This window comes from Kitasatospora sp. NPDC094016, assembly GCF_040304045.1.
GTDB lineage: Bacteria > Actinomycetota > Actinomycetes > Streptomycetales > Streptomycetaceae > Kitasatospora.
Map to the genome: position 1 here is coordinate 25,430 of NZ_JBEOUK010000015.1, position 15,291 is coordinate 40,720.

Annotated in this window: 14 protein-coding genes; 3 read left to right on the forward strand and 11 right to left on the reverse strand. The window is 70.4% G+C overall.

What is annotated here, in order from left to right; genetic code table 11:
* Positions 1-76: 76 nt before the first annotated feature.
* Both ABT015_RS16510 and ABT015_RS16515 read left to right on the forward strand, forming a co-directional pair.
* Positions 77-697 (forward strand): TetR/AcrR family transcriptional regulator, encoded by a 621-nt coding sequence (locus ABT015_RS16510; RefSeq protein ID WP_350879731.1) that lies wholly within the window; start codon positions 77-79, stop codon positions 695-697.
* A gap of 146 nt (positions 698-843) precedes the next feature.
* Entirely contained in the window at positions 844-3,312 is a 2,469-nt protein-coding gene (locus tag ABT015_RS16515) for a SpoIIE family protein phosphatase (protein WP_350879732.1), read from the forward strand.
* Between the two features lie 39 nt (positions 3,313-3,351).
* On the opposite strand, the gene sph is transcribed toward ABT015_RS16515, so the two are convergent.
* The 3 genes from sph to ABT015_RS16530 all read right to left on the reverse strand — a co-directional run bounded on the left by sph (position 3,352) and on the right by ABT015_RS16530 (position 5,577).
* A complete protein-coding gene (sph, locus tag ABT015_RS16520; protein ID WP_350879733.1) occupies positions 3,352-4,347 on the reverse strand; it encodes a sphingomyelin phosphodiesterase in 996 nt (331 codons plus the stop codon).
* Positions 4,348-4,535: 188 nt separating this feature from the next.
* Complete coding sequence (locus tag ABT015_RS16525) at positions 4,536-4,748, reverse strand: DUF397 domain-containing protein (protein WP_350879734.1); 213 nt, start codon at positions 4,746-4,748, stop codon at positions 4,536-4,538.
* 10 nt (positions 4,749-4,758) lie between these two features.
* Positions 4,759-5,577: a helix-turn-helix domain-containing protein gene (locus ABT015_RS16530; RefSeq protein WP_350879735.1), complete on the reverse strand. Its 819-nt coding sequence runs from the start codon at positions 5,575-5,577 to the stop codon at positions 4,759-4,761.
* Between the two features lie 393 nt (positions 5,578-5,970).
* Here ABT015_RS16530 and ABT015_RS16535 point away from each other — a divergent pair, with 393 nt between their 5' ends.
* Positions 5,971-6,144 (forward strand): hypothetical protein, encoded by a 174-nt coding sequence (locus ABT015_RS16535; protein ID WP_350879736.1) that lies wholly within the window; start codon positions 5,971-5,973, stop codon positions 6,142-6,144.
* A gap of 418 nt (positions 6,145-6,562) precedes the next feature.
* Here ABT015_RS16535 and ABT015_RS16540 read toward each other — a convergent pair whose 3' ends face one another.
* The 8 genes from ABT015_RS16540 to ABT015_RS16575 form a co-directional block, all read right to left on the reverse strand.
* Positions 6,563-7,366: a thiopeptide-type bacteriocin biosynthesis protein gene (locus ABT015_RS16540; RefSeq protein WP_350879737.1), complete on the reverse strand. Its 804-nt coding sequence runs from the start codon at positions 7,364-7,366 to the stop codon at positions 6,563-6,565.
* 23 nt (positions 7,367-7,389) lie between these two features.
* Complete coding sequence (locus ABT015_RS16545; protein ID WP_350879738.1) at positions 7,390-8,589, reverse strand: lanthionine synthetase C family protein; 1,200 nt, start codon at positions 8,587-8,589, stop codon at positions 7,390-7,392.
* Entirely contained in the window at positions 8,586-11,657 is a 3,072-nt protein-coding gene (locus tag ABT015_RS16550) for a lantibiotic dehydratase (RefSeq protein ID WP_350879739.1), read from the reverse strand. The genes ABT015_RS16545 and ABT015_RS16550 overlap by 4 nt, the downstream gene beginning before the upstream one ends.
* An 81-nt stretch (positions 11,658-11,738) precedes the next feature.
* Positions 11,739-11,960, reverse strand: a complete 222-nt coding sequence (locus ABT015_RS16555; RefSeq protein ID WP_350879740.1) for an FxLD family lanthipeptide — start codon at positions 11,958-11,960, stop codon at positions 11,739-11,741.
* A gap of 28 nt (positions 11,961-11,988) precedes the next feature.
* Positions 11,989-13,221 carry a methyltransferase, FxLD system gene (fxlM, locus tag ABT015_RS16560; protein WP_350879741.1) on the reverse strand — a complete coding sequence of 411 codons (1,233 nt, stop codon included), beginning with the start codon at positions 13,219-13,221 and terminating at the stop codon, positions 11,989-11,991.
* Between the two features lie 233 nt (positions 13,222-13,454).
* On the reverse strand, positions 13,455-14,306 hold the full coding sequence (locus tag ABT015_RS16565; RefSeq protein WP_350879742.1) for a helix-turn-helix domain-containing protein: 852 nt from the start codon (positions 14,304-14,306) through the stop codon (positions 13,455-13,457).
* Positions 14,307-14,328: 22 nt separating this feature from the next.
* On the reverse strand, positions 14,329-14,835 hold the full coding sequence (locus tag ABT015_RS16570) for a DUF6879 family protein (RefSeq protein ID WP_350879743.1): 507 nt from the start codon (positions 14,833-14,835) through the stop codon (positions 14,329-14,331).
* Positions 14,825-15,082: a hypothetical protein gene (locus ABT015_RS16575; protein ID WP_350879744.1), complete on the reverse strand. Its 258-nt coding sequence runs from the start codon at positions 15,080-15,082 to the stop codon at positions 14,825-14,827. The genes ABT015_RS16570 and ABT015_RS16575 overlap by 11 nt, the downstream gene beginning before the upstream one ends.
* Positions 15,083-15,291 lie beyond the last annotated feature (209 nt).

The window sequence follows — 15,291 nt, forward strand, 5'->3', positions numbered from 1 at the left end:
GCCCGCCGACCGTAGCGGGCCCGCCGGGCACGACCGGCCCGCCGAGCCCCCACCGGAACAGGAACCGCCGCCAGCCATGACCAGCCACCCCGCCGCCCGCACCCCCCAGCAGGACCGCAGCCGCGCCACCCGGGCCCGGCTGCTCGCGGCGGCCGTGGACTGCCTGGCCGAGCTCGGCTGGCACGGCTCCACCGTCACCGTGGTCGCCGAGCGCGCCGGAGTGTCCCGGGGCGCAGCCCAGCACCACTTCCCGACCCGCGAGGACCTGTTCACCGCGGCCGTCGAGCACGTCACCGCCGAGCGGCTGGCCGCCGTCCGCGCCCACACGGACGAGCTGCCGGCCGCCGGCCCCGACCGCACCCGGGCCGTCGTCGACATGATCGTGCGCCTCTACACCGGCCCGCTGTTCCGCGCCGCCCTGCACCTGTGGACGGCCGCGGCCACCGAGGAGCCGCTGCGCGAGCGGATCATCGCCCTGGAGGGGCACGTCGGCCGGGAGGCCCACCGGGCCGCCGTCGAGTTCCTGGGTGCCGACGAGACCCGCCCCGGCGTACGCGAGTCCGTGCAGGCCACCCTCGATCTCGCCCGCGGGCTGGGCCTGGCCAACCTGCTCACCGACGACAGCGTCCGACGATCCGGGGTGATCCGGCAGTGGACCGGCGTTCTGGAGAGTACGCTGCGGCCGGTACGCCCATGACTCCCGTACTACCGGAACGGCCGGACGACCCCTGACCAAGGGGTCGCCGGGCGGCCGATGTCCGTGCAGTCTGGAGAAGAATCCCGGCCGGCACGGACCGTGAGGCCCCCGGCCGGGCACGAGCCGAACCGGGGTGCTGCCTGATCATGCACGGAAACGAGTGGGACGTGACCTCCGCCGCCGGCCCCGCACCGGGCGCCACCCCCGTACGCCCCGAAGGCCACCGACTCGTCCCGCTCGCGACGGCCCTGCTCCAGGGCGACGGCCTGATCCTGCACTGGAGCGAGGACGCCGAGGCGCTGCTCGGCTACTCCGCCGAGGAGGCCGTCGGCAGCTACGCCGCCCAGCTGCTCACCGACGGCACCGACCGCCCCGAGGTGCTGTCCCTGTTCGCCCACATCATGGGCGGCTCTACCGGCTGGTCCGGCGTCTTCCCGGTTCGCCACCGCGACGGCCACAAGGTCGACCTGGAGTTCCGCACCTACCCGATCGCCGGCCCGGCCGGCACCCTGCTGCTGCTCGCCACCGCCTCCGACATCCGCGCCCTCCAGGCGGTCGAGGCCGACCTCGCCGTCCTGGACGGCGTCTTCGACCGCTCGCCGATCGGCATGGCCGTCTACGACACCGAGCTGCGCTACGTCCGGCTCAACGAGGCGCTCGCCCGGATGAACGGCGTCCCCGTCGCCGCCCACCTCGGCCGCCGGATACCCGCGGTGCTGCCGGGCATCAACAGCGTCGAGATCGAGCAGACCATGCGGCAGGTGCTCAGGAGCGGCAAGCCCGTGGTGGACGCCCGCTCCCACGGCCGGGTGCCCGGGGACCCGAAGCGCGACCGCGCCTGGTCCGCCTCCTACTTCCGGCTGGAGGACTCCACCGGCCGGGTCTTCGGCGTCTGCTCCTCGATCATCGACGTCACCGAGCGATTCCAGGCCGAGGCCCGTGCCGCCCGCGCCCAGGAGCGGCTCGCCACCATCGCCGAGGCAACGGCCCGGATCGGCACCACCCTCGACCTCCAGCGCACCGCCGAGGAGCTGATCGAGGCCGTCGTCCCCCGGTTCGCCGACTTCGCCACCGTCGACCTGCTGGAACCGGTGCTGCGCGGCGCCGAGCCCACCCCCATCCCCTCCGACCGGACGGTCACCCTGCGTGCCGTCGCGGTCGGCGAGTCGTACGAGTCGGGCCTCGTGCACGCCGTGGACACCGTCGGCGAGACCTCCGAGTACGCCCCCGACCGCAGCTACACCCAGTGCCTGCGCAGCGGCCGCCCCCTGCTGCGCGCCCACGTGGACGCCGAGGTGCTGCGCGGCCTCGTCGCCAGCGAGGACCGGGTCGAGCCCGGCATCGCGGCGGGCATCCACTCGTACCTGATGGTGCCGCTCACCGCCCGGGGCATGGTGCTCGGCGGCTCCGAGTTCATCCGGATGCGCAACTCCGAGCCGTTCAGCGACGCCGACGTGGCGCTCGCCGAGGAACTGGTCGCCCGCACCGCGCTGGCCATCGACAACGCCCGGCTCTACCGGCGCGAGCGGGAGACGGCGCTCACCCTCCAGCGCAGCCTGCTGCCGCAGGAGATCCACCGCACCCTGGGCCTGGAGATCGCCTACCGCTACCTGCCCAGCAGCGTGGTCAGCGAGGTCGGCGGCGACTGGTTCGACGTCGTGCCGCTGTCCTGCGGCCGGGTCGCTCTGGTGGTCGGCGACGTGATGGGCCACGGCATCCGGGCCGCCGCGACCATGGGCCAGCTGCGTACCGTCGCCCGGACGCTCGCCACCCTCGACATGCCGCCCGAGCAGGTCCTCACCCGCCTGGACGAGACCGCCTCGGGCATCGGCGAGGGCCAGTTCGCCACCTGCATCTGCGCCGTCTACGACCCGCTGGAGCGCACCGTCCAGATCGCCTCGGCCGGCCACCTGCCGCCGATCCGGGTCGCCCCCGACGGCACCGCCCGCCGGGTCGAGGTGCCGCCCGGCGTGCCGCTGGGCGTCGGCGGGGTGGCCTTCGAGTCGATCGAGTTCACCCTGCCCGAGGGCGGCATGGTCACCCTCTACACCGACGGCCTGGTCGAGCGGCGCGGACAGGACCTCGACGACGGCATCGACCTGCTGGCCGGCACCCTCGCCGGGCCCGGCCGGACCCTGGAGGAGAACTGCGACGCCGTCCTCGGCGCACTCGTCACCGACGGCACCGAGGACGACATCGCGATGATCATGGCGCGGGTGCTGCCGCTGCCCGCAGACCGGATCGCCACCCTCCCGCTCACCGGCGGCGGCCGGCTGCCCGGCAAGGCCCGCCGCTTCACCCGCGCCACCCTGGACGCCTGGGGCCTGTCCGCCCTCTCCGACTACGCCGAACTGCTGGTCAGCGAGCTGGTCACGAACGCCCTGCTGCACGCCGAGGCCCCGCGGCGGCTGCGGCTGTTCCGCGACCGGGTGCTCACCCTGGAGGTCTCCGACGCGGGCGGGGCGGCCCCGCAGCTGCGCCCCTTCGCCGAGCAGGACGAGGGCGGGCGCGGCATGTTCCTGGTCAGCGAGCTGGCCCAGCGCTGGGGCAGCCGGCTGACCAGGGACGGCAAGGTGGTCTGGGCGGAGCTGGAACTGCCCTTCGGGGCCGCTTAGTTCCCCGCGGGTCAGTCCCCGGTCAGTACGCTTCCCCGGTCAGTGCGCGGCGAGCGGGTAGTGGTCGGAGAGGTCGGTGTAGGTGTAGCTCTTGCCCCAACTGCTCACCGTCCACGGTGCGCTGTGCGTGCGCAGGACCTGGTTGGTGTACTGCTGCGGGCGGGCGTGGTCGGCCCGGTAGAGCACGTAGTCCAGGTCCTCCTTGGGCTCGCCCGGGTAGCGGTAGGCGGCGATGGAGTTGTCGGCGGTGTCGAAGGAGTACGGCCAGCCGGTGCGGGCGGAGGCCGGCGCCAGGTTGGCGTTGTCCAGCAGGGCCTGGTACTCGGAGCCGTGCGAGTCGATGTTGAGGTCACCGGCGAGCAGGATCGGCTCGTTCGCCGGGATCTGCTTGGCGTCCAGGAAGCCGCGCATGGCCGTGAGCTGCTTGGCCCGGATGGCGGCCGGCTGGCCGTTGGAGCAGCCCGAGTCGGTGGACTGCAGGTGGGTGCCGACCACGTGGGTGCGCTGGCCGTTCACGTTCAGCACGGCGTAGACGAAGCCCTTGTTCGAGAAGTAGTCCGAGCCGCAGGCGTCCTTGTAGACGTACTGCTCCTTGCGCAGGATCGGCCACTTGCTGAGCAGCGTCACGCCGCCGTCCTCGGGGGTGGCGGCGCTGTAGCTGCCGGAGGTCGCGTCCCAGCCGCTGGTGGAGCGGCCGACGACCGGGGTGTGGTACGGGTAGGCGGCCGAGGCCTTGGCGGTCAGGGCGTCGGAGGCCGCGTTGTCGAAGGCCTCCTCCAGGACGACCACGTCGTGACCCTGGAAGAAGTCCGCCGAGGCGATCGCCTGCGCCCGGTGCGCCTGGCCCCAGTTGGGGTAGAGGGTCGTGCTCATCAGGAACGTGTTGTACGTGAGGACGTCCAGCGCGGGCGCGGTGACCGGGGCGCTCTCGGTCGTGGCGCCGGTGGCAGCCGTGGCGGGGGCGGTGGCGAGCGCGCCGAGCACGGCGGCGGCAGCGCAGGCGGCGGCGGCCTTGCGGAGGGACGACAGCGGCATTGGGGCTCCGTGAGGGTGTGACGTGAACGCGACGGTCAGCGGATGGTGTACATCCAACGTTGCCGCCCGCACGGTGCACAAGACCGCGCACGAGCATTCGGTGAACGCAGTTGAAACACTGTCACCACCCAGAACGCGCGAACCCCACTACCCGCGGTGGGTAGTGGGGCTCAGGCAGCGTGCGTGCGTCAGACCTCGCCGAACTCGCCGGCCTGGACGGCGGCGACGAACGACGACCAGGCGTCGGCCGGGAAGACGAGGGCAGGACCCTCGGGGTCCTTGGAGTCGCGGACGGGCAGTACACCCGGGAAGCCGGGGGCAACCTCAACGCAAGACCCGCCATTGTTGCTGTAACTGGCCTTGACCCACGCGGCGTTGGATAGGTCTACAGGAGTGATCATGACGTTCCTCTCACGCCTTGCACTTTCGGATCAGCTCCAGTGACGCAGCCTTCGAGAGCGCTTCCACCTGGAGCTGGTGGCATTCCCGCTCCCAGGCTTGAGCAGTCTCGGCGTCCCGCGAGAGGAAGCCGCGCAACTGGCACTCCGAGTATGCCAGGAGTTTTCGATCCGCCAGGGTCAGCAGCGTGACCATCATGGTGAACGGCAGCTCTTCTGCAAGAGAGAGCGGCGCCACTTGGATCGTGATGTTCGGGCGAGTGGCAAGGTCTTCAAGGTGCGCGAGCTGCCGAGCCATGACCTTGCGCCCGCCCACCGGTCGCAGAAGGGCGCCCTCGTCCAGGACGAAGTGGAGCCGGGGCGCAGGCTGCCGGTCAAGTAGCTTCTGGCGCGTGGCAAGGAAGTCGAGCCGATCCGCAGCCTGCTCCTCGGTGACGCTGCCACGCCGCACGGCGGCCGAGGCGAAGGCTGCGGCGTACTCCATTGTCTGCGCCAGGCCAGGCACGATGCCCAGTTCGAAGTGGTTGATGCTCAGGGCCTTCGCTTCTTGCTGGGCGTACTCGGGAAACCCTTCCAGCAACGATGAGCCGCTGAGACTCCAGTACGTCAGTTCTAGTGTTCCACCAGCACCGAGGGCCCGGTCAGCTTGTACGACCCAGTCGAGTGTGGGACTGCGTGTCCCTCGTTCGAGGTTGGAGATCTGACTGTCGCTCAAGTTCGTCATCGCCCCGAGGTCGGTCTGCGTGAGCCCCGCCGCCTTGCGCAGCCTGCGGAGTTGTGCACCGAAGGCCTTGAGCGGTGATGCGGACGGGTCCAGCTCGGTCTCGCGCATGATCAGACCTCCGGTGCCTTCCTTGTCCCACAAGGGATTTCGTCAAGTGGAGAACCCTTCCGATCGTAGGGGATGCCACGCCACCATGGCTACACCAAGTGACACGCCAAGAGCGAAGCGCTACGGAGACCCCATGCCCAAAGACCCGAAATCCGTGCTGCCCGACTTCGTCCGCAACGAGGTGGTGCGGGACCTGAAGCACCGAGACGACGATGGCAGGCCGAAGGAGGGGGTCTTCATGGAGATCCTCTGCGGGGCGGCCTTCCTGAGGCCGCTCGGCGGGGGGTGCGAGTGGACGACCAGGCCCGATCAGCTGCGACGGTGCGACCCCAGGGAGATCGCGCCGGGTACGGGGACCAGCCCGCAGCGTCGGCCGATGTTTCCGGAGCCGGCGTGACCTCGGGGGAGATGCTGCTCGCCGGGCTGCACCTCGGCTCGTTGGCGGCCGGCGGCTTCACCGCCGTGGCGGGGACGACGCAACGAAACGCGGTCGAGGCGGGTGACGAGCCGACCGCCGAGCCGCCGGTTCAACGCCCCTGCGGATGCGGCGCGTTCGTGCCGGACTGACAACACGCTCCCGCCACCGCGCCGCGAGTGCTCATCCCGCGCGGCAGCGGGGTCCAACGCCCGTCCGTGACAGGCAATCACGGACGGGCGCCGGCAGGCAGACCTCCCCTGTCGGTCGGCTCCGAGGGCGCGTTGGCGCCAGACCCTCGCCGAGCCACACCGCTCCCCGCCGGAATCGCCGCTCCGGCGGGGAGCGGCCACCTCAGTCACCGGTCCGTGGAGTCGACGACCTGGGGCCCCGGAGCGGGCAAGGCAACGATCACGGACACCACCCGGGAGGCGTGGGAGGCCAACGGACTCATCATCGCCGGGGCGAGCACCGCAGCCGTGCCGTGCGCGAACCTCGCCCGGCGGATGGCCGGTGCGGATCCTCTCGAATCTGCACTCTACTGAGCGGCGGCGTACCGCGATTAAGAGATCACGTTCCCAGAACAGCGTCTTTGGCTGCCAAGGCCAGGACGCTCTGGGCCGAGTATGGCAGCCCGAGGCGATTCCAGTGGAAGATCACGTGATGGGTGATCACCGCGCGCAGGCCTCGGACAAGTCGGCCCTCGGACCACAGCAGGTACAGCGCGTGGCCCGTCTCCTCGGCGGCGTCCAACCAGGTCGTGCTGAGGCCTGCGGACTCGTCGGAGGCCGAGATGAGTCCCGACCGGGGATCGGCAACGAGCAACTGGCACACGGCGTCCCGGAGCTTGCGCATCGGGTCGTCGGTCGCGTCGCCGGTGTTCGGCCGGTTCTCTGCCACGCGGGCCCAGACGTCGCCTTGCTCGTACCAGTCGAGGCCGGCGCCGCGCATCAGCGCCGCGCACAGCAGCACCGACAGCTCCCGGCGGCGGTCGGGGCCGGGGAGCCGTAGGTAGTCCAGGACGTGTTGGCTGTCCTGGTGGAAGAACTGGTGGGCGGTGTTCATCGCCGGCTGGCCGCCGAAGGCGTGGATTTCGGGCTCGTAGGTCTTCTCCACCCAGCTTTCGACGGCACCGTGCTCCCGCATGGTTGCCAGTGCGCCCGTCACCACTGCCTTGGCTGCGGCGGTGGCGGCATGGTTCGTGGAGTTGTACCGCAGCCGCCACTCGCCCTTGCGGATGAAGAACCAGGACTCCACCGGCCCGGTGCCCGTCACCCGCAGCGCATCCCCGAGGTGGTCGGCCGCAGCCTGTTCGGCACGGTGGCGGTCCGTGAACCGGATGTCCACCTGTTGCCACAGGTGTCCGTCGTCCATCACCATCCCCTCTCGCCGGTCTGTCAGTTGAGCAGGAGACAGCTGTCCCAGCCGGTGGCCGGAGCGGTTCCCGTCGCAGTGTGCAGGGCCAGCGCGAGCCCGACCGAACCGTCCAGGAACCCAGAGTGGGGGACCTGCGGGCCGCTGACCAGGTACGGCAGCAGAGCGGCCAACCGCTCGCTGATCTCGGGGCCGTCCGCGTCGTCGGCGACGCGGACGGCGGCCTGGAACAGCCCGGCCCAGCCGTGACACAGACCGCCGTCGGTGATCCGTGCCAGCTGGGCCGGGTCGGCGAGGCAGCCGAGCAGCGCGCTCTCGGCGAGCCGCTGGCGGGCAGGGTCGTCGGTGGCCTGTCCGGCGAGCTGTTGGGCCCGGGCCAGCCCCGGAGTGCCGTAGCACCAGGACGGCCGCATGGGTGCCTGTTGGTGGACGACGCCGGTTCGATGCTCGTCCAGGGCGATCCACTCCGGCCACCATGCCCCCGTGGTGGTGCGCTGCTGCCACCGGTCGAGCCAGCTGCAGATCCGGCCGATCGCCTGGGCGTGGCCGTCCACCGTGATCCCGCGCTTCATGGCCAGGCTCAGCAACGCGAGGGGCCCGGCGATGCCGTGGGCCGTGCCCTGGTTCGCGTGGCCGTCAGGGAACTGCGGCGAGAGTTCGCCGGAGGGAGCCAGGTCGGTCCACCAGCCGGGCAAGCCGTACGGGGGCACACCGATCGGTTCGGTCAGGCGCACCAGATAGGCGAGCACATCGCGGAGCACCTGGCCGTGCGGATCTCGGCGAAGGTGGTGGGCTCCGAGCCCGGTCAGGCCGTAGATCAGATCGAACTCGGCGAGGGCGGGCCGCTGGCGGCGGTCGATGCGGGCGTGAGCCGCCTTCAGCCGCTCCCGGGTCACGGCGGTGGTGGCGGAGTCCAGCACCGTGAGCGCCCGGTCGTAGCGACCGGGGTGAGCTGCGCCGTGGAAGGTGAAGGCGAGGGCCGGGGCGCCGTAGAAGAGCGTGGCGTGCCCGCCGGTCTCCGCACCTTCGCGGATCGAGGCGGCAAGCCAGTGGTGCGCGGTATCCCAGCTGCCCCGGCCGGCGGCGGCGCGCTCGACGGCCAGCAGCGCGATGGCGGCGGTGCCGCGGATCAGCGACTGCGGATCGGGATCGTCGTCGACGTCAGGGTGCACCACCTCCTTGGCAAGGCGGTCGGCCGCGACTTCGGAGACGCTCGCGGTCACCGTTGACTCCTTCCGATCCGGTTTGTCCAGGAGAGCGCGGCTGCTCGGGCGAGGCGGTTGGCCGCGCGTTCGCCGTCGCGGTCCAGGCCGTGGGTGCGGATGTGGTGCAGGTGCAGCAGGGTCGGCAGTACCTCGCCGGCCTCAAGGCCGCCGGTGGCCGCCAGACGGTCGCGGTAGGCCGCGAGCGTCAACCGGCGCTCCTCCCAAAGCTGGAGAAGCCCGGGATCGAGCAGGGTGACGCGGGTGTCCTGGGCGGCCAGCTGGACGGCCTCGGCGAGTACCGCCCGGTCCAGCGGTTCCTTGTGACCGGTGCTGATGTGGTTGACGACCCAGTTCATTCCGGCCGGGGCGTCGCCCAGGAAGGCGGTCGCCAGGTCTAGGAAGCTTGCGGCCGTCAGCGCGCCGGGGGCGGTGTGGCCGTTCGTGGCGGTGAGCTGGGCGACGGCGGCGGCGGAGTCGGCGACGAACACCCTTTCGGCTGCCGCCATCGCCTCGTTGCCGCCGAAGCGACCGGACTCCGGAAGGTAGGTATCGAACTGGAGGCGTCCGACCAGGCCCAGCCCGCGTAGGCGCACGGCCCAGGCGCCAACCCGGGCGGCGACGGGCCCGAAGTCCTTGGGGCCGCCGAGTCGCAGCCGAAGCCTCAGGTGGTGCTCGGGGTCGGCGTAGCGCAGGAACCACCATTGGGGCCGCTCGTCGAAGCCGTCCAGCAGCTCGGGCAGATGGGCGGTGAGGATATGCGCCTGGCGGGCAGGGTGGCAGTACACCTTGGCGTACAGCCATGCCGAGTGGCCGGGCAGGTGACCTCGGACGGTCCCGGCCGCCTGCCGGTGGACGCGGCGCGGGCGACCGGGCGGGGTGGTGGCGCTGAGCGGCAGGACGATCTCGTGCGTCCGGTCGTCCAGCCAGCCGTCGTCGTCCGGTCCGCCGGCCTCGGTCAGCACGGCTGTTCCTCGTTGGTCGAGGTGGGCGCGCAGCAACGCGAGGTGGGCGGGCTCGTCAAGGTCCAGCCGCAGCTGGAGGCCGTTGTCGTCCAACTGCACGAGGTCGGGCACGCGTAGCCGCGCCCGCCAGTCGTCCACCGCAGCGGCCCAACGCGGCCACGCTTCGCCGTGAACGGGCAGTCCGGCAGATGCGAGGGTCCAGCGAGCGGGGGAGAGCACGGTCCGGCCGTACCGGATTCGGGGCAGGAACGGCAGTTCGTCGCCCGCACCCCAGTAGAACGCCTGGAAGGTGGAGGTGTGAGAGCGGACCAATTCGCACAGGAACCGGACGACGGGCTGAGTGTGGTGGAGGAAGTCCACCGCGTTCATCACGGTGGGCTCGACCGAGCGGCCGGTCAAGAGGGAGACGAGCCGCAGACGGGAGCCGTCGCTGGTGACCGCCAGGTCGTCCAAGGGGATTGTGTGATCAGCCGCCGGGGCGTGCTCGGCGAGCGGAATCACGGTGGACAGCACGGCGGGGGAGCGATGGACGTTGCCGGTGCGCACGTACATCGGTGGACCGGACACCTGGGCCAGCATCGCGCCCTCGTCCATAGTCGCCAACCGCGCGTAGGCGGCGGCCATGCGGTCCCGGTCCCCCGGGTCGAACAGATGGAGGAAGCGGCCGGCAGTCGCCCCGGCGGCCCGCATCGCACCGAGCACGACCAGCCGGAACGCCCCGCTGTCCAGAGCCGCGTGTGAGGCAGCCTGGAGACGGAACGACAGCTCGACGTGAGGCGTCAGCTGGGCGTTTGTGCTGCCGTCGACGGCGAGTTCGGCCACCGCCCGATCGTTCAGCACCACTTCGCCCCGGCCGTCGATCGCGGCACACTGCGCCAAGGCCAGGAGCCGGCGGTCACGCCGGGACACATCCGAAGCGGGCTTCTTGAGGAGCGAACCGCGGTAGGTCGCAGGGAAGCCGAGCCCCGTGTCGGCGTGGACCAGGTCGGTTACTGGGATCAGCACACCGGGCCCGTAGCGCTCCACGAACTGCTGGTGGTAGGCCCCCCACACCGAGCTGCCGAACGGGTACGGCGTCAACCGGGCCAGCACCCCGGCTGCGGTTGCGGCCTCACGGGCGACTTCCTCCGGTAGCGTGATCGCGCAGTCCAGCCGAAGGTCCGTCATCAACGGCTGAGCCACCGAGCTGCACGAGGCCCGCATGCGGTCGACGGCATGCCGACCGATGCGGCGCCGGGCGGCATCGGTTGCGATGTTGTGCGCAGCCAGGGCCTCGCTGATCCCGCGGAGTTCGCCCAGCAGGATCTGCGCCTGGGGCAGATCCTTGGCGCCGGCGCACTCCAGCTGCTCCACGAGATGGCTGAGTGGATCGGTGACGGTGGCCGGTGCGTGCAGGGCGGTGATCAGGAACCTCTGCTGGATGAGGCCGGCCAGTACCCCGGTGATCGCGGCGGTCGGCGCGTCGGGGAATCCGGCAGCCAGCAGCTCGCCGAGTTCGCGCACCGTCAGCGGGGTGCGGGCAGCGGCCATCACCGATTGGACGGGCCGACTGTGGCGCACGGCGACCTCCGACGGCCTGATGTCGTCGCTGCCGTCGGTGCTGGGCTGGAGCGGCAGTACCAGACGCTCGTCTCGGACGAAGCACAGGTTGTTCGCCACCACCGGTAACTGCTCGCGCAGTTCGGGTATCGCCTCCAGATGCCGGATCATCTCATCCAGCCACGCCGCGTCCGGCCTCGCCGAGGCGCGGTGCTCACCGCCCCAGTGGGTGGCGCTGTGCGACCCGAGGTTGACGGGTGCCACCCCCGCGAACAGGCCGAACGGGGTGGCACGGCCGGTGAGCCTGAGCAGATACCGGACGGTGGACAGTACGGTCCGCCGAAGGTGCCGCTCAGACAGAGGACGGCCGTCGCAGACCTGCCCGATGTGCTCGGCCAACCCGGGGCTGGCCACCTCGATAGCCTCGACGACCGTGGGAAGCTCCCGGACCTGGCACAGCCAGTCCCGCCAGCGCTCGGCCTGGCCGGGCGTCCGGTCCTCGCCCAGATGCGGCCACGGCGGCAGCCGCAGACCGGCGGGGTGGGAGACGGCCCGGATCAGGGCCGCATCGACGTGCTCGTACAACGTGCCACCTCGTGATTCTCCGCAGCCCGGCCCGGTGCTCTAGACGCACCGGGCCGGACGTGACCACTTGATGCAGGTGGATCAGGCGAGGATCAGGCCGCCCTCGCCGCCACCACCGCCCTCGCCGCCGCCACCACCACCGCCGTTGCCGCCCCCACCGCCGGCACCGCTGGCGCACGCCGGACAGGTGCTGCCACAGCCGTCGTCGGTGCTGCGCATGATCGCCGACAGGACGTTGGTGTTGCGGACGATCGACACGTCGAGGTCGAACTCGGTCGTGCTGTCCAGGACTTTGTTGGCCACTGTTGATCCCTTCTTTGCGTAGTGGTGATCAGGAGCACCTGGTCCCTCGGCAGGGCCAGGAGACGGTGAACCGGGTGTGTTTCTTGTCGATGACCAGGCTCCCGGGAAGCTGGTCGTCGGGAGTGCCCGCGGGGTAGGCGCTGATGACCGGGGCCGCGCCGTTGCGGTGGCGGCTGTTCCAGGCGTTGATCTGATCGACCACCCTGGCGGCCAGGCCCTCGGCGTCGGTGCCGTGTCCGTACACGCCGAACTCGTGGCGGTCCGGGCCCAGCTGCCGCAGCACGACGTAGGCGAAGGTGCCGCCGCAGAACAGCGCCGAGCTTCCCCAGGGACGGGCTTGGACGATCCCCTCCACCACAGCAGAGTCGTGTGCCGTCAGCAGGCAGAAGCCGGGCAGGGTGGTCGCCAGGAACATGTCCAGGTCATCGAAGGGTTCCTGGTCGCCGACGGTGACCCCGGTCCACGATTCCGCCCGTGGCTGCTTCAGCGCGGCGGCCAGAAGAGCGCCGTTGGCCTGCTGCCCGTCGTCCACCCGGAGAGCCACCGTGTCGTCGTGCAGGTAGACCACCTCTTCACCGAAAGCGCCGGCACCCTGCATCGCGACGAATCCCGCCCGCTCGATCGACTGGCTGACCAGGTGACCGCCGTCCAGTTGGAAGGCCACCGAGCGGTTGAGGCTGCGGATTCGGATCGGCACGACGATCAGGCCGCCCGGGGCCAGCTGCTCCCACCACGCGGCCGGGATGTCCCACGCTCCGACGGTGACCACGACGCGGTCGAACGGTGCGTGCTTCGGGGCGCCGAACTCGGCGTCGGCGAGCACCACGTTCACTTGCCCGTACCCGGCCTCCGGCAGGAACCGCTTGGCGCGGTCGATGACGAACGGGTCGATGTCCATCGTGGTGACCTCGCCGGCCTCGCCGACCAGCTCCGCGATGTACGCGGCGTTCACCCCTCCCGAACCGATCTCCAGAACGCGCATGCCCGGCTGGATGTCGGCCTGCTCCAGCATGAACGCCTGGATGCGGGGCGCGGAGACCGTGCTGATTGCAAGGCCACGCTCGTCGCGCTTGGTCACGATGGGCTGGTTCGAGTAGACCTCCTCCACAGGAGCGTCGGGGGCGAAGACGTGGCGGGGGACGGCTCGGAAAGCGTCCGCTACCCGATCGGTGCGGATCGCGTTGAGGTCACGCAGCTGGTCGATGAGAGCCGCACTCAGCGACCCGAAGGGAGTGACGGCATTGTCACTGTGAGTGGTCATGTCGGAGAGCTTGGGCACTGCGGTCCCTTCGGTTGGGCACGTGCGGGTAATCTCCTGCGATGCAAGGCGTTTGAGGCGTGGCACGGTGCGAGACCGGGCGCCCGCGAGGTCGGTGCGAGCCAATGCGCCTTGTGTGTTGAGTTCTCCACCCAAGTGGTCGCGGCCCGAGTGGCACCAACGACGATAGGGAGTAACCATTCGACCACTCAACGCACTTGCATCTGATTGCAGATTTAGTCGAGAGAGTCCAGCGCGTTCGTGATCAACTGTCGGGCTTTCGCTCCGTGGACCGCGAGTTCACCAAGTTCCGCGAAGGCGCGGCCGTACATTGCGATCTCGCTGGGCTGGGTAACGGTGAGGTAGCCGGAAACCAGCTCGACGCTGACTTGTGCGGTGTCGTAGATCCAGAACCCTTCGACAGGCCAGGCCCTTTCGCGATCCGACCGGAAGGGGATCACACCGAGGCTGACCGTCGGGAGCCGGCCGATCGTCAGCAGGTGCCGGAGCTGGAGCGCCATCACCTCGGGCCCGCCGAGTCCGCTCCGAAGCACGCTCTCCTCGATCAGCAGCGCGAAGCGATGGTTGCCGTCGTGGAGGACATGCTGCCGGACCATGCGCTCTTCCACCGCAGCTGGAATGTCGTCTACCAGGCCGCGGCGGTCACGGATCGCGGACAGGATGGCGGTGGTGTAACCACGGGTCTGTACAAGTCCTGGAAGAATCCACGGGGCGTAGGCGCGGAAGCGCTGGGTCCGCTCGTAGAGGGGGCGTACCGATTCCTGGGCGGCGCGAAGCCCGGTGCGCTCCATGCGCCGCCACTCCAGGAACATGGAGTCTGCCGCGCGGCTCTTGGCGATCAGATCGGCGGCTTGGTCCTCGGCACCGCAGGCGGCGCACCACGCCCTGATATCGGAGTCGGACGGCGCCGTCTTCGCATTGATGATGCGACTGGTCTTGGCGGCGTTCCAGCCGCACAGGGTCGCCAGCTCCTGCCCTTGAAGCCCAGCGTCCAGCATCAGTTCACGGAGGCGGTCCGCGACGGCCTTCTGGGCGGCCTGAGCACTGGAGGACGGAGATGTGGGCATTGGCTGACGACCTGGCGTTGGGTCAGATCTCGTACTGCTCGTGGTCGATGGCGCGGCTCCAAACCGAATCGAAGGCGGAGCTGCACAGCTTCACCACAGCGGGATCGGTGGTCGTCTCCATGTCCGGATCGGCCCACTGCCCGTTGCCCGTGAAGTGGTTGAACAGGGCCACTTGGTCGTCGAACAGCCAGAAATCCACGCCGGGCAGTGCGAGGTCCGTGGTGTTCCGGCGGGGCAGCCAACGAACCTGCTCGCCGGCAACGATGTTCGGGAACGTCACGTCGTACTCGTACCGGATGTAGTCGTGCACCGGCTCCGAGACGACCCGTGCGCGGCGGAACTCCACACCGCGGGCGGCGGCGGTGGCGACGGTGTCGCACCACGGGCGCCACCACGAAGCCCGGTCCTCCCGGTTGATGCGGTAGCCCTGCTGCCAGCGGATGAACTCGGGGTCGTCCAGCATGTAGGAGTCGCGGAGTTCGAGGTGCAGCGCGGAGCGCCGGGCGCCTGCCAGGGCCTCAAGAAACATCGGGGTCCTCGTCGTCGGGCCGGGGGATGAACTGGATCATGTTCTGTGGAAGGCGAAACACACCCTCGTGGGGCGGGACATCAGTGGTGTGCCCGGGGATGGAACCCACCTCCTGGGCCCTCTTGATGGTCGCCTCGTCAGCGAACCAGGACTGGATGATCAGGTCCCCCGTCTCCTCCTCCAGCCAGATGGTCGGCGAGCCGTTGTCGGGGGTGTTCGGCCAGATCCCCAGAAACCTTAGAGCCACGGTGCCCTCCCGTACCAAGTCGGTTGCGCGTCCTTGCAAGCCAGGTAACCAGTCTGGCTGCCGTCGAAACTCCGGGGGCAGAACGGCCTGAAGCGGTCGTCCTCGTTCGGGGCTCCAGGATCGATGGCGACCGCATACCTATCCCGCGCCCACCGGGGCCTCGCTCACCGGCCGTGCCTATGCGTCGACCCGATGCGCGAGCCCCACTG